This window comes from Pseudomonas sp. JQ36 (genome assembly GCF_053851495.1).
On record NZ_CM132642.1, the window covers coordinates 2,590,456 to 2,608,055 of the forward strand.

The following is a 17,600-nucleotide window of genomic DNA, read 5'->3' on the forward strand; positions in this document are numbered from 1 at the left end:
GCGGCTGCCGCCGCCCCACTTGACTCACCTGACACGAATCACAATTGTCGACGCAAGCATGTCGCCCAGGCGTTTGCGCGAGCCAAAGAAGATGAAAATCCAGTCGAGGATGTTCAGAAACGGCGTTGTGATGTTGCGTATGAACGATTGATACAGATTGCAGTTCAAGTAACTACGCTCATCAATCACCGACATCCCCAGCAGCTTTTTACCCAGGCTTTGCCCGTTGGGCATTGCATCGGAAAACAGGTAATACGACACACCCGTACCAAGAGCCAGGACAGCCACCACATTTGGCGGCAAACCAATAAACTCCGCCAGCCGTCCTATAAAGAGGATCAAAAAGTAGGTGATCAACGTATCGATGATCTGCCCACCCCAGCGACGGCCCAGCCCTGCGAGATTTTTCGGCTTTTGATATTCACTGCTGGTATTGCTGATGTCCATGCGGCTTCGCTCGATCAGAATTTAGATGACTGAGTATCGGCAACCGTCAGCCAATATTTAGTGGAGCTTCAGAGGCGAGCGCACTGACAGTACGGTCTATCAAACCCCGCAATACTGCTGCGCATGGCTCGGCTCGCTGAAGGTAAAGAAGTAGAAGGAAATTTTTTCGTCCTCTACGTCTCTTAATTCATATCTGATTCTGTCGAGCCCACGATCGATTCGGGTAACGACGAGCTCAATGAACTGAGTCAATCCGCCGCCAAATCCACTTAGATTAAGCGCACTGACATCCTGAAAATTTATGGTGATAGTGTTTTCTGCCGCGTCATCGAGCGACGACATCGTCAAGGCCAGGTTGTACTTGAAGTCTTGAATTTCGATATTCAGCGAAACGACCGCATTGTGCTGAATCAAAAGTGAATTCAAGCGAGATAACTTATCCATTTTCTTATGAACCAATGACGGAAAAGATGTGGCCTGCAACATTCGTGTATTTGAGCGAGCATCTTCGGCCCTGGCAGGCAGAGTATCAACCCGACATCAGAGTAACTGCGCAGAACCTTTGCCGAGCTTGCGTGCCAACTCGACATTCATTTCGAACTGTTCGCTAACATCAATCGCCGTACGGCGACTCTTTTCGACTGAGCCTTCCCGAGTCCAGAGAAACGGGAAAAACGAAAAGCACTGATCCGCTTCCAGCGCCTGCAGGTCGCGAATCCAGCCGTTCCAGCGCAAACCGTCGTAGAAGGTCGCGAGCCGATCACTCAACGCCCAACCCAGAAAGTCGGTGTAAGCAATGTGCAATGACTCCCACAACAGCGTGTCAGGCGCCCAGTAATACATCGCCCCAACCTCTTCCCCCAAACCACCGCCATTGAGAGCAAAAAAACCTCCAGCGGCATCGTCGGCGACCAACATATAAGCATCAGCACGGCCGCTATTCCAATCCAGAAGATTTCGCGGTAATTGCGGATGCCCGGAGCCGAGCAGGCGTAACCAGCCGTGATCAATCAGCAGCCCACCCGTTTCGAAGGCGATCGCACCCAAAGTCGATTTAGTCGTGACCTGAAGACCTGAAAGAACTCTGTCATTTTCGGCGGAGGGAGGGAGTAACTGATAGTTGAGTACGGCTTCCCCCAGCATTTTTTCAATGATGGGCAGCGCCGGATCCCGCCTGTCTATCAAGTGATCCAAACTTTTCATCCAGCGACCTTTTTTTGCGCAGGCACAAAAAAGCCGATCTAGATGATCGGCTTAAGTGTCTGATTTTACTCAGGAATAATGGTCGGGACGGAGTGATTCGAACACTCGACCCCTAGCACCCCATGCTAGTGCGCTACCGGACTGCGCTACGCCCCGACTGGTTTGAACCCGGCCCTTCATCTCGAAGAGCGCTCAAGAATATAGCGCAAGCTTTTGAAAACTGGAAGTATTCAAACGCAGCTTTTTATTTCTTGAGAACCACCAGTACATCTTCAAGCTCAGCGATCATCTGGCGGATCATTTGCTTGTATTGGGTGGTGTCGTCTTTGGCTTCATCGCCGGACAAACGCAAGCGTGCGCCGCCGATGGTGAACCCCTGATCATAAAGGAGCGCGCGGATCTGCCGGATCATCAGCACGTCCTGGCGCTGATAATACCGGCGGTTTCCGCGGCGTTTGACGGGGTTGAGCTGAGGAAACTCCTGCTCCCAGTAGCGCAGCACGTGTGGTTTTACCGCACACAGCTCGCTGACTTCACCAATGGTGAAGTAGCGTTTGCCCGGGATGACGGGTAGTTCGTCGTTATGACTTGGTTCCAGCATAAGCCTCAACTCGGGCCTTCAACTTCTGCCCTGGACGAAAGGTGACCACACGGCGAGCCGTGATCGGGATTTCTTCCCCCGTTTTCGGGTTGCGGCCAGGCCGCTGGCGCTTGTCCCGAAGGTCGAAATTGCCGAAACCGGACAATTTGACCTGCTCGTTGTCTTCAAGAGCGTGCCTGATTTCCTCGAAAAACAGTTCTACCAATTCCTTGGCTTCCCGCTTGTTCAGGCCCAGCTCTTCATACAGACGTTCCGCCATCTCAGCTTTCGTCAAAGCCCCCATACGTCACTTCCTTAACGTGGCGTTCAACCTTTGTTCGAGCGAGGTGAGGATATTTTGCGTCGTCGAATTCACCTCATCGTCATTAAGAGTGCGCGATGGATGCTGCCAGGTCAAGCCGACTGCAAGGCTTTTTCTATCAGGATCAATACCTTTACCCTGATACACGTCAAACAGCCTGAGATCCGTGAGCCATTCGCCTGCATTTTCACGGATTACGTCCAATACAGCCGAGGCCGCGACGTCTTTGTGCGCGATCAGTGCAAGGTCACGACGCACTTCAGGAAAACGCGACAACTCGTGGAATTGCGGCATTTTTCCGGAGGCGACTTCAGCCAGAACCAGCTCGAAGACGAAGACCGGACGATCCAGGCCCAGGGCTTTGGACAACTCAGGGTGAATCGCACCGATAAAGCCGACTTCACGCCCGTCACGTTCGATGCGCGCGGTTTGACCCGGGTGCAGCGCCGGGTGTTTACCCGGAGTGAAAGTGAAGGTATCCAGTGCACCGGCAAAGCCCAGCACCGCTTCAACGTCAGCTTTCACGTCGAAGAAATCGACGGTGTCGCGACCCTGCGCCCAACCTTCCGGCAGACGGCTGCCGCAAACAACACCCGACAGCATCGGTTCTTGCTTAAGACCTTCCAACTGACCGACGAAGCGCAGACCACTTTCGAACAGACGCACGCGATCCTGCTGACGGTTCAGGTTGTGCTGCAACGCCTTGACCAGACCTGGCCACAGCGAGGAACGCATGGCCGCCATGTCATTGGAAATCGGGTTGGCCAGCAACAGCGGCTCAACGCCCGGGTTGAACAGCTCGAACTGTTTCGGATCGATGAAGCTGTAAGTGATCGCTTCCTGATAACCACGGGCCACCAGCAGACGACGCAGTTCAGGCAATTCGCTGCGTGCTTCAGCCTTGGCTTGTGGCGCCAGACGCGCTTGCGGATAACGAACCGGCAGCCGGTTGTAGCCGTACAGACGCGCCAGCTCTTCGATCAGATCGACTTCCAGGCTGATGTCGAAGCGATGACTTGGCACTTCTACGCGCCACTGCCCTGCGCCGTCAGCGGAAATCTTCAGACCTAAGGCGCTGAGCAGACGCTCGACCTCAGCCGAATCCATCTCCATCCCCAGCATCTGAGTGATGCGCTGAGCACGCAGGGTGATCGGCGCGATCGACGGCAGGTGTTGCTCGCTGACAGTCTCGATGATCGGGCCGGCTTCACCGCCAGTGATTTCCAGCAGCAGGCCAGTGGCGCGCTCCATGGCTTCACGGGCCAGCTGCCAGTCCACACCACGCTCGTAACGATGCGAAGCGTCGGTGTGCAGGCCGTAGGAGCGAGCCTTGCCAGCCACAGCGATCTGATCGAAAAACGCACTTTCCAGGAAAACGTCGCGAGTGGTCGCGGACACACCGCTGTGCTCGCCACCCATCACGCCGGCAATCGCCAGAGCGCGGGTATGGTCGGCAATCACCAGCGTATCGCTACGCAGGCTGACTTCCTGACCGTCGAGCAAAACCAGCTTCTCGCCCTCTTCCGCCATGCGCACGCGGATGCCGCCATTGATTTCGGCGAGATCGAAAGCGTGCAGCGGCTGACCCAGCTCGAGCATCACGTAGTTGGTGATGTCGACGGCAGCGTCGATGCTGCGCACGTCGGCGCGGCGCAGACGTTCAACCATCCATAGCGGGGTCGGCTTGGACAGGTCTACATTGCGAATGACGCGACCCAGGTAACGCGGGCAGGCGGCAGGCGCCAGCACTTCTACCGGACGCACTTCGTCGTGCACAGCCGGAATGGTCATGACCACCGGGCGAGCGACCGGCGTGTCGTACAACGCACCCACTTCACGGGCCAGACCGGCCAGCGACAGGCAGTCGCCACGGTTCGGGGTCAGGTCGACCTCGATGCTGGCGTCTTCCAGATCCAGGTACACACGGAAATCTTCGCCCACTGGCGCATCGGCCGGCAGCTCCATCAGACCGTCGTTGCCTTCACCGACCTGCAGCTCGGATTGCGAGCACAGCATGCCGTTGGACTCAACGCCGCGCAGCTTGGCCTTCTTGATCTTGAAGTCGCCCGGCAGTTCGGCACCGATCATGGCAAACGGAATCTTCAGACCCGGACGCACGTTTGGCGCACCGCACACGACCTGGAAGGTTTCCGCGCCATTGCTGACCTGGCACACACGCAACTTGTCGGCATCAGGGTGCTGCTCGGTGCTCAGCACCTCGCCCACTACCACGCCGCTGAATACACCGGCGGCCGGGGTCACGCTATCGACCTCCAGGCCCGCCATCGACAGACGAGCAACCAGCTCGTCGCGACTTACCTGCGGGCTAACCCAGCCACGCAGCCATTGTTCACTGAATTTCATCCTGCTCTCCTAAGAATTCGTTACGACTAGCGAAATTGCGCGAGGAACCGCAAGTCGTTGTCGAAGAACAGACGCAAGTCGTTCACGCCGTAACGGAGCATTGCCAGACGCTCGACGCCCATGCCGAAAGCAAAGCCGGAGAACTCTTCCGGATCGATGCCGGACATGCGCAGCACGTTCGGATGGACCATGCCGCAGCCCATGACTTCCAGCCAGCCGGTCTGCTTGCAGACGCGGCAGCCTTTACCGCTGCACATCACGCATTCCATGTCGACTTCAGCGGATGGCTCGGTGAACGGGAAGTACGAAGGACGGAAACGTACGGCCAGCTCTTTTTCGAAGAACACCCGCAGGAATTCTTCGATGGTGCCTTTGAGATCGGCGAAATTGATGTCGCGATCGACCAGCAGGCCTTCGACCTGGTGGAACATCGGCGAGTGGGTGATATCGGAGTCGCTGCGATACACACGGCCTGGGCAGACGATGCGGATCGGCGGCTGCTTGGACTCCATGGTGCGGACCTGTACCGGCGAGGTATGGGTGCGCAGCAACATGTTCGCATTGAAGTAGAAGGTGTCATGCATCGACCGGGCCGGGTGATGGCCTGGGATGTTGAGCGCTTCGAAGTTGTGATAGTCGTCTTCGACCTCAGGGCCTTCGGCGATGCCGTAGCCGATGCGGGTGAAGAACTGCTCGACTCGTTCCAGAGTCCGGGTCACCGGATGCAGACCACCAGAGGTCTGGCCGCGGCCCGGCAACGTCACGTCAATGGATTCGGCAGACAGTTTGGCAGCCAGTTCGGCTTCTTCAAACAGAGCCATGCGCGCATTGAGAACGCCTGTAACACGCTCCTTGGCAACGTTGATCAGGGCGCCGACTTGCGGACGCTCTTCTGCCGGCAAATTCCCCAGGGTCTTCATCACCTGAGTCAATTCACCCTTTTTGCCAAGGTATTGAACCCGGATTTGCTCCAGGGCATTGATATCTTCAGCGCTTTGCACAGCCTCTAGTGCTTGAGAGACCAGCGCATCCAGGTTTTCCATGTACAGACTCCAGATACAAAATAGGGGAAGAGCTTGAAGGCTCTTCCCCTATTTATGACGTTTAACACCTGGCCCCACAGAGGTGAGGCCGGGTGACTGTCGGGGGTACTTAAGCCAAGGTGGCTTTAGCTTTCTCGACAATCGCAGCAAACGCCGCTTTTTCGTTCACTGCCAGATCAGCCAGAACCTTACGGTCGATCTCGATGGACGCTTTTTTCAGGCCAGCGATGAAACGGCTGTAGGACAGACCGTTAACACGAGCACCAGCGTTGATACGAGCGATCCACAGAGCGCGGAACTGACGTTTTTTCTGACGACGGTCACGGTAGGCGTATTGGCCTGCCTTGATTACCGCTTGCTTGGCAACACGGAATACGCGGGAGCGTGCGCCGTAGTAGCCTTTAGCAAGTTTCAGAATTTTTTTGTGACGCTTACGGGCAATGACGCCACGCTTTACACGAGCCATGAGTTACTTCCTCTATTCTTGACTAAAATTAACGAAGGCGCAGCATGCGCTCGACTTTTGCCACGTCAGACGGATGCAGCAAGCTGCTACCGCGCAGTTGACGCTTACGCTTGGTCGACATTTTGGTCAGGATGTGGCTCTTGAAAGCGTGCTTGTGCTTGATACCGTTAGCAGTTTTCAGAAACCGCTTAGCAGCACCACTTTTGGTTTTCATTTTTGGCATGTTCGGATACTCCGCATTCAGTTGATAAACATAATCAGAAGGCCTGCCGTGCCCTGTTGATTACTTCTTCTTTTTCGGGGCGATGACCATGATCAGCTGGCGTCCTTCCATCTTAGGATGCTGTTCGACCGAACCGTACTCGAGCAGGTCAGCTTCAACCCGCTTGAGGAGTTCCATCCCCAGCTCCTGGTGGGCCATCTCACGGCCGCGGAATCGCAAGGATACCTTGGCCCTGTCCCCGTCACTCAGGAAACGTACCAGGTTGCGCAGTTTTACCTGGTAATCCCCTTCCTCCGTCCCTGGACGAAACTTGATTTCTTTTACCTGAATCTGCTTCTGGTTTTTCTTCGCTGCTGCAATCTGCTTCTTCTTCTCGAAGATCGATTTGCCGTAGTCCATCACCCGGCAAACCGGTGGGACTGCGTCAGCAGAGATTTCTACCAGATCAAGCTTTGCTTCTTCAGCAATACGAAGCGCTTCATCAATCGAGACGATGCCAATCTGCTCGCCATCAGCGCCAATTAACCGAACCTCGCGTGCCGAGATATTCTCGTTGATCGGGGCTTTCGGTGCAGCTCGTTTATCTTGTCTCATTTCACGCTTAATAATAATTACTCCGAATCTGGGCGACCACGCCGGGAAACCGCTTGCGCGAGAAACTCAGCGAACTGGGCGACGGGCATCGAGCCCAGGTCAGCACCTTCACGAGTACGCACAGCGACAGTCTGCATCTCGACTTCCTTATCTCCGATAACCAAAAGATAGGGAACCTTGAGCAAAGTATGCTCGCGGATTTTAAAGCCGATCTTTTCATTTCTCAAGTCGGACTTGGCACGAAATCCGCTTTCGTTGAGAGTTTTTTCTACTTCTGCAACAAAATCTGCCTGTTTATCAGTGATATTCATGATCACTGCCTGGGTTGGCGCCAGCCACGCAGGGAATGCACCTTCGTAATGCTCGATCAGAATCCCGACGAAACGCTCGAAGGAACCGAGGATCGCCCGGTGCAACATCACTGGGTGTTTGCGGCTGTTGTCTTCGGAGACGTATTCAGCACCGAGACGGACAGGCAGGTTGAAATCGAGCTGCAAGGTACCACACTGCCAGACGCGACCGAGGCAATCTTTCAGCGAGAACTCGATTTTCGGACCGTAGAATGCACCCTCGCCCGGCTGCAGATCATACGGCAGACCCGCGGAATCAAGGGCTGCAGCCAGTGCCGCTTCGGCGCGATCCCACAGCTCGTCGGAACCCACGCGTTTTTCCGGACGAGTGGACAGTTTCATCTCGACATCGGTGAAACCGAAGTCGCGGTAAACGTCCATGGTCAGCTTGATGAACGCAGCGGATTCGGCCTGCATCTGCTCTTCAGTGCAGAAAATGTGGGCGTCGTCCTGAGTGAACGCACGCACACGCATGATGCCGTGCAACGCACCTGATGGCTCGTTACGGTGGCAGGCACCGAACTCGGCCAGACGCATCGGCAGCTCGCGGTAGCTCTTCAGGCCCTGGTTGAACACCTGCACGTGGCACGGGCAGTTCATCGGCTTGATGGCGTAGTCGCGGCTTTCCGACTCGGTGGTGAACATGTTGTCGGCGTAGTTGGCCCAGTGTCCGGATTTCTCCCAAAGGCTGCGATCGACCACTTGCGGAGTCTTGATCTCCAGGTAGCCGTTGTCGCGCTGCACTTTGCGCATGTACTGCTCGAGCACTTGATACAGGGTCCAGCCGTTCGGGTGCCAGAACACCATGCCCGGCGCTTCTTCCTGGGTGTGGAACAGGCCCAGGCGCTTGCCGATCTTGCGGTGGTCGCGCTTTTCAGCTTCTTCGATGCGCTGGATGTAAGCCGCCAGCTGCTTCTTGTCTGCCCAGGCAGTACCGTAAACGCGCTGCAGTTGCTCGTTCTTGGCATCACCGCGCCAGTAGGCGCCGGACAACTTGGTCAGCTTGAAGGATTTCAGGAAGCGCGTGTTCGGCACGTGCGGGCCGCGGCACATGTCGACGTATTCTTCGTGATAGTACAGGCCCATGGCCTGCTCGTTCGGCATGTCCTCGACCAGGCGCAGCTTGTAGTCTTCGCCACGAGCCTTGAACACTTCGATCACTTCGGCACGCGGAGTGACTTTCTTGATGACGTCGTAATCTTTGTCGATCAGCTGATGCATGCGCTGTTCGATGGCGGCCATGTCGTCCGGAGTGAAAGGACGTTCGAAGGCGATGTCGTAATAGAAGCCTTCGTCGATGACCGGCCCGATGACCATTTTCGCAGTCGGGTACAGCTGCTTGACCGCATGGCCAACCAGGTGCGCGCAAGAGTGGCGAATGATCTCCAGCCCCTCTTCATCCTTTGGCGTGATGATTTGCAGCGTCGCGTCGCTGTCGATGATGTCGCAGGCGTCGACCAGCTTGCCGTTGACCTTGCCGGCCACGGTGGCCTTGGCCAGGCCGGCACCAATGGATGCGGCGACCTCGGCTACGGAAACCGGGTGATCGAATGAACGTTGACTGCCGTCGGGAAGAGTAATAGTTGGCATGGCGCCTCCTCTCCTAGTGGTGACCCCTACCAAAGGTCACGTGGGTTGGGATGAGCCAGTACAAGATCCGATCCAGGCCATTCAATGACGAACGCCTGCCTTACAGCGGCAGGAGCCTTGCGGCCAACCGGAAAACCGAACCAGAGTGACTGGGATTCAAATCAGAATTTTTCGCACGCTGACCGCTGCCGGGGCTGAAGGCCGTCCGGAGCCTGAGAACGCTTGAGCCGGGCATGCTAGCACAGATGAGCGGTCATTTATGCCTCTGTTTGATCACAAGGCAAATCGTCTGTTTTTATGCCAGAGTGCTGAACTTGATTGGCCTTTCAGCCCTCAGATAACAAGACATTGACCCAAAAGGAGCATCCTCGCATGCGTCTGAATACCCTGTTCGCCGTAGTCGCCCCTATCGTTTTGCTGCTGCCGCTGAGCGCCCACGCCGACTGGCCGAAGGGCGAGCGCGAGAAGTATATGGCGCAGTGCACTCAAGCGGCGACTCCGCAAATTGGCGCAGCTGCGGCCAAGTCGCACTGTGCTTGTGGTGCTGATGCCATCAAGTCGTATCCTGCCGCCGACATTCAGGCACTGATGGACAACAAGGCCACCCCTGAACTGCAGCAGAAAGCGCTAGGCCAAATTGCCAAATGCAAGGCAAATACACCGGCGAAAAAGTGATTGAAAACGTCTTCTGAGCGGGTTCAGCGCTCCTGAAAAGGGCTGAATTTGCGCCTTTTCAGACGATTTATGCAGGTTTTACAGGTTTTTTTATTGTCTTTACGTTCTGCCAAAAGCCTTGTAAACCGGGGCTTTCAGTCGAATAAGGCGGTAAAGAAAACACGACTGATTGGCAAACAGCACGTCCGGGGGGCTACCAAAGCGAACATTTCGACTATGATACCCGGGTGTGCCCAGTTGGCCTGAGCAGCACAGTACTACTGAAAATATATGTTTCTTGGAGATACACCATGTCTAATCGCCAAACCGGCACCGTTAAATGGTTCAACGATGAAAAAGGCTTCGGCTTCATCACTCCTCAAGGTGGCGGTGACGACCTGTTCGTACACTTCAAAGCTATCGAATCCGACGGTTTCAAAAGCCTGAAAGAAGGCCAGACCGTCTCTTTCGTGGCTGAGAAAGGCCAAAAGGGTATGCAAGCTGCACAAGTTCGCCCAGAGTAATTTCCTGGCGCACTAAAAAAACCCCGTCCATGTGACGGGGTTTTTTATGCCTGCAACAAAAGCGCTCTGTGATCAGCCGCAGTTGACGCGGGTGACCACCAGGTTGTTGTCGGTGTTCAGATTCAAGCGATCGGAACGGTACTCCAGCGTGATCATGTCGGTTGGCTTGAGGAAGCGAGCGTTTTGCGCGCCAGCCTTGGCACGAGCCTGATCGAGCAGTTCCGGCGACGCCTTTTTACCGATGGCAAATTCCGCTGCCTTTGCTTCACAGCGGCTGTGACCGGCATCGGTCGCCACGGAATCCTTTGCCGACTCGCTAGAGGTTGTGCTGCAGCCGGCCAACATGGCAACGGTCATAAGTGCACCCAGAGACGCGAACTTCAAAGGCATGAAGCCTCCTTTTTTCAAATGGTTAAGCTGAGATCGTGCGACCGCCAATCCGGCATTTGGTTTCACAGCCGGTGCCATCACCCTGCCCCACGACCCGGAAAAATGCCGAGTCTGCCTGAAGAGCGGGCATCGCATCTTCAGACAATCGTCACCGAATATTAACGCAGCTCAATAGACGTCGATGTAATCGAGCGGCGGATTCGGCCAGTTGGCTTTCAGCGCGTTGAAAATCTGCATCACCCAGACCTCATCACTGGCCGCGACGTTGCCGACATACCCCGAACCCTTGGCCCAGGTCTCCAGGCGAAACAGTAGGCCATCTATGTCCTGGCCACCCGTCACGCCGGAAGAAATATAGGCAATCCCGCCCTTGGTCACACGCAGCTGCGTGTGCACACCATCGCTGGCCGACGCCAGTAACTGGCGCACAGCGTCGAGTGTCAGGCCGTCGGGGGTGTTCAAATCGATCTGCACAGCACATTCCTTGGATCAACCGGAAAAGACCAAGTGTCGCATAGCGACGCGCTCATGCCTAAGTCGCAGTGCCAAACGCCCGCCAAAGTGGTTAACTCGCTTTCAGACATTCCCGACTTTTCGAGCGCACTCATGAGCACCGTAAGCATCAACGCCGATATCAGGGCCACCTGGCCACAGGGGCACAGCTCGTACAGCCCGAGCAGTCCGGAAGAGTTGGCTTTGATCAGTATCGACTTGCTGGTCAAGACCTTGGGGACACAAGGCGCACAAACGTTTGTCGCCCAGATATTCGAGAAGTACCCCAGCGACGACAAAGGGACGCAGGACACCGAGAGAAAATGAAAACCCGCAGGCTGGCACCTGCGGGTCCAGGCCTTACTTCAAGCGCTTCAGACGCTCGGTCAGCAGATCGAAGAAGCCCTGGGCATCGCCGTTCTCGACCCAGAATGCATTCTTCGGTTGCTTCAGGCCGTCGTACCAGTCGACGACCGTCTGGCCGAAGGTGATCCCTTCGCGGCTGTCGATGGCCACGTTCACCGAGCGACCGGTAAACAGCTCAGGCTTGAGCAGGTAAGCGATGACGGTAGCGTCATGCACCGGGCCGCCCGGGATGCCGTAATGCTCCATGTCGCCCTTGATGTACTCGTTGAGAATGTCGCCAACGATCTTGCTCGCGTTGTTGTTCAGCGCGGCAATCTGCTTCAGGCGTGCGTCGCTGGTGAGGATCTTGTGGGTCACGTCCAGCGGCAGGTAGGTCAGTTTCACGCCGCTCTTGAGCACCACTTCCGCCGCTTGCGGGTCGGCAAACAGGTTGAACTCGGCCACCGGGGTGATATTGCCGCCATTGAAGTGCGCGCCGCCCATGATCACCACTTCCTTAATGCCATTGACGATCTCCGGCTCCTGGATCAGCGCCAGCGCCAGGTTGGTCTGCGGGCCAAGCATGGCGATGGTGATGCTGTGCGGCTTGGCTTTTTTCAGGGTATCGATCAGGTAGTTGACCGCATTGCCTTCGGCCAGGCCTTTTTTCGGCTCATGCACGGTGACACCCGACAGGCCTTCCTTGCCATGGATGTTCTCGGCGTAGATCGGCGTACGCATCAGTGGCTTTGGCGCACCGGCATAGACCGGAACATCCTCGCGCCCTGCCCACTCGCGGGCCAGGCGCGCGTTGCGCGAAGTCTTGTCGAGGCGCACATTGCCGGCCACGGTGGTCAAGGCGCGGATGCTCAGTTCATCCGGCGATGCCAGGGCGAACAACAAGGCGACCACGTCGTCGGCACCCGGGTCGGTGTCGATGATCAGGTCGATCTTTTCAGCAGCCTGAGCGCCGGTGGCGGTAATAAAAGACAAAAGCAGCAGACTCCGAAGCAATTGGTGGAGTTTTTGAGCATAGCGGTGCATGGCGCATTCCTTGTGCGGATGAAAATGAAAGGGTCGAAAACCCGATTAGAACGTTACCCCGGCCACCAGCACGATGTTGCAGTACGGCTGACATTCGCCTGTACGAACAATCGCCCGTGCCTGTCGGCTGAGAACCTTGAATTGCTCATGCTTCAGCAGATCACGCCGACCGAGGGCGCCCTCTTCTTGCAACTCGTCCAGCGCGACCAGCGCGGTCGGCTGCTTGTCGAGGATTTCGTTGGCCAGCACATGGCTTTCCACCTGCATCTCGCTGAGCACGACTTTCAGGGTACTGACGAAATCCGGAACGCCGTGGGTCAGCGCCAGATCAATCAATTCAACGCCAGGCGGAACCGGCAGTCCGGCGTCACCGATGACCACCATGTCACCATGGCCCAGGGAGGCGATCAGCCGCGACAACGCGACGTTGAGCAGAGGAGTCTTTTTCATGCGGGTTTGAACGCCTGTACGTCGGACATGGTTGGAATGGAAGGTTGTGCGCCGGCCCGGGTCACAGACAGCGCTGCCGCGATCTGCCCATAACGGATCGCCTCGGCCTCGAATTTGCCACTGGCGAGCGCCGCGGCAAAACCGCCGACGAAGGTATCGCCCGCAGCAGTGGTATCGACCGCCTGCACCTTTGGCGCCGGGAAGTGCTCGAAACCTTTGCCATTGGCAAACAGTGAACCTTGCGCACCGAGGGTAATGATGACCTTGCCCGCGCCCATTGCGATCAACTGGCTGGCAGCGCTTTCTGCGCTTTGCAGCGAATCGACCGGCAACCCGCTCAATGCGGATGCTTCACTTTCGTTGGGGATCAGGTAGTCGATGGCGGCAAACCAGTCCGCCGGCAGCGGACGACTGGCCGGCGCCGGATTGAGGATGACCGTCTTGCCCAGCGCACGTGCGCGTTTGAGCGCATGCCCCACCGTTGCATCGGGGATCTCGAGCTGGCAGATAATCACATCGGCCGCCTGCAGCACCGCATCAAAGCGGTCGATTACCGCCGGGGTCATTGCACCGTTGGCGCCGGCAACGATCACGATGGCGTTCTGACTGTTGTCATCGACTACAATCAGCGCAACGCCACTGGAATCTTCAACCGTGCTCACCGCCTGACAATCGATCTGCTCGGCCAGCAATGCCTCACGCAATTGCACGCCGTAGTCATCGTTGCCAACACAGCCGACCATCGCGACCTGTGCACCCAGGCGCGCAGCAGCGACTGCCTGATTGGCGCCCTTGCCGCCGGACACGGTGGCAAAGGAATGACCGATCAGCGTTTCACCACCCTTGGGCAGCCGTGGCGCCCGGGTGACCAGATCCATGTTCAGGCTGCCTATTACCACTACATTTGCTGGCATACATCACTACTCGTCAATTCGGTTTCAGCGGTACTCGGTGAACACGCCGGACAGCGGCGCAGTCGATTCGCGCAAGACAATACTCGGGGTCACGATCCGTTGATCGGTAACCAGACTCGGGGTAGCAATCCTTCGCAGCAACACTTCGGCAGCCATTTCGCCCAACTGCAGGATCGACTGGCCGACCGTGGTCAGTGCCGGGTACACGTAGCGACTCATCTGGATATCGTCGAAGCCGATCACCGACAGCTCGCTTGGCACGCGGACATTGCGTTCGGCCGCCGCGCGCAGCACACCGATACCGATCATGTCGTTACCGGCGAAGATCGCGCTCGGCGGATTGCTTTCGAGCAGGGTCGCCGCGGCGTTGTAACCGCCAGTGCTGGTGAAATCGCTTTCCAGCATGCGCTCGGGGCGCACCGTGATGCCCGCCTCTTTCAGCGCCCGGCAAAAACCGGCCTGACGCATTTGCGCCACGCTGGTGCTCGACGGACCACCGATGGTGGCGATGTCACGATGGCCCAGCTCCAGCAGGTGCCGCGTCGCCAGATAAGCGCCATATTCATGGTCGATGCGCACCAGATCGGCATCCACGCCATCCAGCCCGCGGTCGACGATGACCATCGGTGTTTTCACCCCGGCCAGCCCTTGCGCAAGTCCGATGTCGCCACCGGCGGAGGCGACGATCAGGCCGTCGATGCGTTTTTCCAGCAGCACGCGCAAATAGCTGCGCTGTTTTTCCGGGTTGTCGTCAGAATTGCACAGGATCACGCAGTAGCCGTTACGCTCGCAGTAATCCTCGATGCCCCGTGCCAACTCGGCAAAATACGGGTTGAGGCTGTTCGGTACCAATAAGCCAATGGTCGCAGTGGTCTTGGCTTTCAGCGAACGCGCCACCGCACTCGGCACATAGTCGAGGCTTTTGATGGCGGCCTCGACCTTCAGCCGCACTTCCTGGCTGACCGGGCGCGTCTTGTTCACCACATGCGAGACGGTCGTGTAGGAAATCCCCGCGAGCGCCGCCACATCCTTGATCGTTGCCATCTGTTAGCCCCGTCGGCTGGCGCGCTGGCTGCGATAGGTATCGAGCACTACCGCGATGACAATCACCGCGCCGGTGATGATGCGTTTGGTTGGCTCGGTCGCGCCGATCTGCGCCAGACCGGCGGCCAGTACCGAAATGATCAACACACCGAAAAAGGTGCTGATCACCGAACCACGCCCACCCATCAGACTGGTGCCACCGATCACCACGGCGGCGATCACTTGCAATTCGAGACCGGAGCCGGCATTCGGGTCTGCAGCTTCCAGACGGGAAATCTGGAACAGTGCGGCGATCCCGGCCAGCAGACCCATCAGGCTGAACACCAGAATCTTGTAAGGCTTGGGATTGATCCCGGCCAGCCGTACTGCTTCCTCGTTGGTGCCGATACCGATCAGATAGCGACCGAACACCGTGCGGGTCAGCACAGCTTGCGCGATGAAGATCACCAGCAAGGCAATGATGAACGACGGCGAAATGCCGAACGCGATCGGGTTCGACAGCCAGGCAAACGAATCACCGATGTAGGCGGTGCGCGAACCGGTCATCTGATACGCCAGGCCTCGGGCCATTTCCAGCACGCCGAGCGAAACGATGAACGACGGAATGCGCCACGCCACGGTGATCGAACCGGTCACCGTACCGGCCAGTGCCGCCACCGCCATACCCAGCAACGCGGCTGGCAACACACTCCAGCCCCAACCGAGAATCGCCACGCTGACTGTCGAGGCGGCAAGCGCCAGCACCGAACCCACCGACAGGTCGATGCCGCCGATGATCAGTACAAAGGTCATGCCCACCGCCAGCACCATCAGATCGGGAATCTGGTTGGCCAGCGTGCTGAAAGTGTCATAGGACAGAAAGTGGCTGCTCATCATCGAGAACAGCGCCACCATCGCCAACAGGGCCCCGGCCAGGCCCAGATAGGTGCCCAGTCCGTAGAAATTGCCACTACGTTTGCCGGCGGAAGATGCAGTTTTCATGGGAGATCCCTAGGCGCCGCTTCATTGAGCAACGCATCACGTTTTTGGTAGCCGGCGAACGCGGCGGCAAGCAAATCATCTTGGGTCCAGCTGTCGCGCTCGAAGGTATCGATCAGACGCCCTGCCGACAGCACACCGATCCGGTCGCAGATCAGCATCAGTTCGCGCAGGTCACTGGATACCACCACCAGCGCCTTGCCCTGGCGCGTCAACTCGCCCAGCAAGGCATAGATATCGAACTTGGCACCGACGTCGATGCCGCGGGTCGGCTCGTCGAACAACAGCACCGAGCAATCACGCTCCAGCCAGCGGCCGATCACTACTTTCTGCTGGTTGCCGCCGGACAATTCCGACACCAGTTGTGTCGGGCTGGAACTGCGGATGCGCATGGCGTCGATCTGACGCTGCGCCAGGGAAATTTCGTCGCTGTTATTGACGATCCCGGCCCTGGAAATCTCCGGCATGTTGCCCAAGGCGATGTTGGCGCTGATCGACTGACTGAGCAGCAGGCCTTCGCCCTTTCGGTCTTCAGTAATCAAGGCAATGCCATGGTTCACCGCATCAACCGGCGAACGCACACTGACCACCTGCGCCGGCGAACCCAGCGCGATCGTGCCGCTGTCGGCCAGGTCGGCGCCGAAAATCAGCCGCAGCAATTCCGTGCGCCCTGCCCCGATCAACCCGGAAATCCCGAAGATCTCGCCGGCACGCACTTCGAAGGAAACATCGCGCACCTTGTCGGAGCGGGTCAGGCCCTTGACCGTCAGTGCCGGGGCGCCAATCTTGCGTGGGCCCATGTCGATGTGTTCGCCCAGTTCTCGGCCAACCATCAAGGTGACCAGTTGCTCGCTGTTGTAGTTGGCCATCGGTTCGACGCAGACCAGATTGCCGTCGCGCAGCACGGCAATGCGTTGCGCGACTCGCGCCAGTTCTTCTAGACGGTGGGAGATATAAATGATCGAGACACCACGAGCCTGCAAGCGAGTGATCTGCTCGAAGAGCATTTCCACTTCACGGGCGGTGAGCATCGCGGTCGGCTCATCGAGGATCAGCACGTGGCAATCGCCGATCAGGTTGCGCGCGATCTCGACCATCTGCTGATGGCCGATACCCAACTCACCGACCAAGGTGTCCGGATCGATGGCATCGAGGCCAACCTGCGCCATGGCTTCGATGGCGGCTTTGCGCAATTGCTTGCGACTGATCCAGCCGCCGTTGCTGGGCAGGTTGTCGAGAAACAGGTTTTCCGCCACCGACAGGGTCGGCAACAGATTGAGTTCTTGCATGACCATGCGCACGCCAAGCTCTTCGGCCTGGGTACGACTGCCCGGACGGTAGTCCTTGCCCTGGAATTGCATCTGACCGGTGGTGGGCGTAACCAGCCCCCCAATGATCTTCGACAGCGTGCTTTTACCGGCGCCATTCTCACCGGTCAGCGCCAGCACTTCACCGCGCATCAGCGTCAAGTCGATGCCTGTGAGCACCGGTTGCGCATAGGTCTTACCGATACCGCTGACCGAGAGGACAGCGTTCGGGGCGGAAACTGACATAAAAAACTCTCCATGCGCTCGTCCGGACGG

Annotated in this window: 22 protein-coding genes and 1 tRNA gene; 3 read left to right on the plus strand and 20 right to left on the minus strand. The window is 57.5% G+C overall.

What is annotated here, in order from left to right; translation table 11 throughout:
* Positions 1 to 24: 24 nt before the first annotated feature.
* From ACS4NR_RS11430 to thrS, 12 genes are all read right to left on the minus strand, one after another.
* A complete protein-coding gene (locus ACS4NR_RS11430; protein ID WP_166497506.1) occupies positions 25 to 447 on the minus strand; it encodes an RDD family protein in 423 nt (140 codons plus the stop codon).
* Positions 448 to 546: 99 nt separating this feature from the next.
* Complete coding sequence (locus ACS4NR_RS11435) at positions 547 to 891, minus strand: hypothetical protein (RefSeq protein ID WP_166497507.1); 345 nt, start codon at positions 889 to 891, stop codon at positions 547 to 549.
* 96 nt (positions 892 to 987) lie between these two features.
* The gene (locus ACS4NR_RS11440; protein ID WP_456020150.1) at positions 988 to 1,650 is read right to left on the minus strand and encodes a DUF2625 domain-containing protein; all 663 of its coding nucleotides are present in this window, start codon (positions 1,648 to 1,650) and stop codon (positions 988 to 990) included.
* A gap of 79 nt (positions 1,651 to 1,729) precedes the next feature.
* Positions 1,730 to 1,806 (minus strand) — tRNA-Pro (locus ACS4NR_RS11445).
* 88 nt (positions 1,807 to 1,894) lie between these two features.
* Positions 1,895 to 2,251 (minus strand): MerR family transcriptional regulator, encoded by a 357-nt coding sequence (locus ACS4NR_RS11450; RefSeq protein ID WP_003179985.1) that lies wholly within the window; start codon positions 2,249 to 2,251, stop codon positions 1,895 to 1,897.
* Entirely contained in the window at positions 2,232 to 2,534 is a 303-nt protein-coding gene (gene ihfA / locus ACS4NR_RS11455; RefSeq protein WP_002553164.1) for an integration host factor subunit alpha, read from the minus strand. The genes ACS4NR_RS11450 and ihfA overlap by 20 nt, the downstream gene beginning before the upstream one ends.
* Positions 2,535 to 2,537: 3 nt before the next feature.
* Positions 2,538 to 4,916 (minus strand): phenylalanine--tRNA ligase subunit beta, encoded by a 2,379-nt coding sequence (gene pheT, locus ACS4NR_RS11460; RefSeq protein ID WP_456020151.1) that lies wholly within the window; start codon positions 4,914 to 4,916, stop codon positions 2,538 to 2,540.
* A gap of 26 nt (positions 4,917 to 4,942) precedes the next feature.
* A complete protein-coding gene (gene pheS / locus ACS4NR_RS11465) occupies positions 4,943 to 5,959 on the minus strand; it encodes a phenylalanine--tRNA ligase subunit alpha (RefSeq protein WP_003226365.1) in 1,017 nt (338 codons plus the stop codon).
* A 109-nt stretch (positions 5,960 to 6,068) separates the two neighbouring features.
* Positions 6,069 to 6,425, minus strand: a complete 357-nt coding sequence (gene rplT / locus ACS4NR_RS11470; protein WP_002553161.1) for a 50S ribosomal protein L20 — start codon at positions 6,423 to 6,425, stop codon at positions 6,069 to 6,071.
* A 28-nt stretch (positions 6,426 to 6,453) separates the two neighbouring features.
* The gene (rpmI, locus tag ACS4NR_RS11475; RefSeq protein WP_002553160.1) at positions 6,454 to 6,648 is read right to left on the minus strand and encodes a 50S ribosomal protein L35; all 195 of its coding nucleotides are present in this window, start codon (positions 6,646 to 6,648) and stop codon (positions 6,454 to 6,456) included.
* A gap of 60 nt (positions 6,649 to 6,708) precedes the next feature.
* Entirely contained in the window at positions 6,709 to 7,260 is a 552-nt protein-coding gene (gene infC, locus ACS4NR_RS11480; RefSeq protein ID WP_170929410.1) for a translation initiation factor IF-3, read from the minus strand.
* Positions 7,260 to 9,182, minus strand: coding sequence for a threonine--tRNA ligase (gene thrS / locus ACS4NR_RS11485; protein WP_003226368.1), 1,923 nt, complete (start codon positions 9,180 to 9,182; stop codon positions 7,260 to 7,262). The genes infC and thrS overlap by 1 nt, the downstream gene beginning before the upstream one ends.
* Positions 9,183 to 9,554: 372 nt before the next feature.
* On the opposite strand from thrS, the gene ACS4NR_RS11490 reads away from it, so the two are divergent.
* Entirely contained in the window at positions 9,555 to 9,857 is a 303-nt protein-coding gene (locus ACS4NR_RS11490; protein WP_095136705.1) for a hypothetical protein, read from the plus strand.
* 290 nt (positions 9,858 to 10,147) lie between these two features.
* Positions 10,148 to 10,360, plus strand: a complete 213-nt coding sequence (locus tag ACS4NR_RS11495; protein WP_003179963.1) for a cold-shock protein — start codon at positions 10,148 to 10,150, stop codon at positions 10,358 to 10,360.
* A gap of 72 nt (positions 10,361 to 10,432) precedes the next feature.
* On the opposite strand, the gene ACS4NR_RS11500 is transcribed toward ACS4NR_RS11495, so the two are convergent.
* A complete protein-coding gene (locus ACS4NR_RS11500; protein ID WP_095136706.1) occupies positions 10,433 to 10,750 on the minus strand; it encodes an I78 family peptidase inhibitor in 318 nt (105 codons plus the stop codon).
* 168 nt (positions 10,751 to 10,918) lie between these two features.
* A complete protein-coding gene (locus tag ACS4NR_RS11505) occupies positions 10,919 to 11,224 on the minus strand; it encodes a hypothetical protein (protein WP_456020152.1) in 306 nt (101 codons plus the stop codon).
* A 132-nt stretch (positions 11,225 to 11,356) separates the two neighbouring features.
* Here ACS4NR_RS11505 and ACS4NR_RS11510 point away from each other — a divergent pair, with 132 nt between their 5' ends.
* Positions 11,357 to 11,569, plus strand: a complete 213-nt coding sequence (locus tag ACS4NR_RS11510; RefSeq protein WP_115987059.1) for a hypothetical protein — start codon at positions 11,357 to 11,359, stop codon at positions 11,567 to 11,569.
* 33 nt (positions 11,570 to 11,602) lie between these two features.
* Here ACS4NR_RS11510 and ACS4NR_RS11515 read toward each other — a convergent pair whose 3' ends face one another.
* From ACS4NR_RS11515 to ACS4NR_RS11540, 6 genes are read right to left on the minus strand one after another with little or no spacing between them, the layout of a single operon-like run.
* Complete coding sequence (locus ACS4NR_RS11515) at positions 11,603 to 12,631, minus strand: nucleoside hydrolase (protein WP_456020153.1); 1,029 nt, start codon at positions 12,629 to 12,631, stop codon at positions 11,603 to 11,605.
* Between the two features lie 45 nt (positions 12,632 to 12,676).
* Positions 12,677 to 13,081: a D-ribose pyranase gene (gene rbsD, locus ACS4NR_RS11520; protein WP_095136709.1), complete on the minus strand. Its 405-nt coding sequence runs from the start codon at positions 13,079 to 13,081 to the stop codon at positions 12,677 to 12,679.
* Positions 13,078 to 13,995, minus strand: coding sequence for a ribokinase (gene rbsK, locus ACS4NR_RS11525; RefSeq protein WP_456020154.1), 918 nt, complete (start codon positions 13,993 to 13,995; stop codon positions 13,078 to 13,080). The genes rbsD and rbsK overlap by 4 nt, the downstream gene beginning before the upstream one ends.
* Positions 13,996 to 14,019: 24 nt before the next feature.
* Entirely contained in the window at positions 14,020 to 15,039 is a 1,020-nt protein-coding gene (locus ACS4NR_RS11530; RefSeq protein WP_456020155.1) for a LacI family DNA-binding transcriptional regulator, read from the minus strand.
* A 3-nt stretch (positions 15,040 to 15,042) separates the two neighbouring features.
* On the minus strand, positions 15,043 to 16,020 hold the full coding sequence (locus tag ACS4NR_RS11535; RefSeq protein WP_007961238.1) for an ABC transporter permease: 978 nt from the start codon (positions 16,018 to 16,020) through the stop codon (positions 15,043 to 15,045).
* Positions 16,017 to 17,570 carry a sugar ABC transporter ATP-binding protein gene (locus ACS4NR_RS11540; protein ID WP_166497513.1) on the minus strand — a complete coding sequence of 518 codons (1,554 nt, stop codon included), beginning with the start codon at positions 17,568 to 17,570 and terminating at the stop codon, positions 16,017 to 16,019. The genes ACS4NR_RS11535 and ACS4NR_RS11540 overlap by 4 nt, the downstream gene beginning before the upstream one ends.
* Positions 17,571 to 17,600: the final 30 nt, after the last annotated feature.

What these genes read in the sequence shown, in the direction of transcription:
- ACS4NR_RS11430 (WP_166497506.1), bottom strand. Translation starts at nt 447, where the DNA reads ATGGACATCAGCAATACCAGCAGTGAATATCAAAAGCCGAAAAATCTC.
- ACS4NR_RS11435 (WP_166497507.1), bottom strand. Translation starts at nt 891, where the DNA reads ATGGATAAGTTATCTCGCTTGAATTCACTTTTGATTCAGCACAATGCG.
- ACS4NR_RS11440 (WP_456020150.1), bottom strand. Translation starts at nt 1,650, where the DNA reads ATGAAAAGTTTGGATCACTTGATAGACAGGCGGGATCCGGCGCTGCCC.
- ACS4NR_RS11450 (WP_003179985.1), bottom strand. Translation starts at nt 2,251, where the DNA reads ATGCTGGAACCAAGTCATAACGACGAACTACCCGTCATCCCGGGCAAA.
- ihfA (WP_002553164.1), bottom strand. Translation starts at nt 2,534, where the DNA reads ATGGGGGCTTTGACGAAAGCTGAGATGGCGGAACGTCTGTATGAAGAG.
- pheT (WP_456020151.1), bottom strand. Translation starts at nt 4,916, where the DNA reads ATGAAATTCAGTGAACAATGGCTGCGTGGCTGGGTTAGCCCGCAGGTA.
- pheS (WP_003226365.1), bottom strand. Translation starts at nt 5,959, where the DNA reads ATGGAAAACCTGGATGCGCTGGTCTCTCAAGCACTAGAGGCTGTGCAA.
- rplT (WP_002553161.1), bottom strand. Translation starts at nt 6,425, where the DNA reads ATGGCTCGTGTAAAGCGTGGCGTCATTGCCCGTAAGCGTCACAAAAAA.
- rpmI (WP_002553160.1), bottom strand. Translation starts at nt 6,648, where the DNA reads ATGCCAAAAATGAAAACCAAAAGTGGTGCTGCTAAGCGGTTTCTGAAA.
- thrS (WP_003226368.1), bottom strand. Translation starts at nt 9,182, where the DNA reads ATGCCAACTATTACTCTTCCCGACGGCAGTCAACGTTCATTCGATCAC.
- ACS4NR_RS11490 (WP_095136705.1), top strand. Translation starts at nt 9,555, where the DNA reads ATGCGTCTGAATACCCTGTTCGCCGTAGTCGCCCCTATCGTTTTGCTG.
- ACS4NR_RS11495 (WP_003179963.1), top strand. Translation starts at nt 10,148, where the DNA reads ATGTCTAATCGCCAAACCGGCACCGTTAAATGGTTCAACGATGAAAAA.
- ACS4NR_RS11500 (WP_095136706.1), bottom strand. Translation starts at nt 10,750, where the DNA reads ATGCCTTTGAAGTTCGCGTCTCTGGGTGCACTTATGACCGTTGCCATG.
- ACS4NR_RS11510 (WP_115987059.1), top strand. Translation starts at nt 11,357, where the DNA reads ATGAGCACCGTAAGCATCAACGCCGATATCAGGGCCACCTGGCCACAG.
- ACS4NR_RS11515 (WP_456020153.1), bottom strand. Translation starts at nt 12,631, where the DNA reads ATGCACCGCTATGCTCAAAAACTCCACCAATTGCTTCGGAGTCTGCTG.
- rbsD (WP_095136709.1), bottom strand. Translation starts at nt 13,081, where the DNA reads ATGAAAAAGACTCCTCTGCTCAACGTCGCGTTGTCGCGGCTGATCGCC.
- rbsK (WP_456020154.1), bottom strand. Translation starts at nt 13,995, where the DNA reads ATGCCAGCAAATGTAGTGGTAATAGGCAGCCTGAACATGGATCTGGTC.
- ACS4NR_RS11530 (WP_456020155.1), bottom strand. Translation starts at nt 15,039, where the DNA reads ATGGCAACGATCAAGGATGTGGCGGCGCTCGCGGGGATTTCCTACACG.
- ACS4NR_RS11535 (WP_007961238.1), bottom strand. Translation starts at nt 16,020, where the DNA reads ATGAAAACTGCATCTTCCGCCGGCAAACGTAGTGGCAATTTCTACGGA.
- ACS4NR_RS11540 (WP_166497513.1), bottom strand. Translation starts at nt 17,570, where the DNA reads ATGTCAGTTTCCGCCCCGAACGCTGTCCTCTCGGTCAGCGGTATCGGT.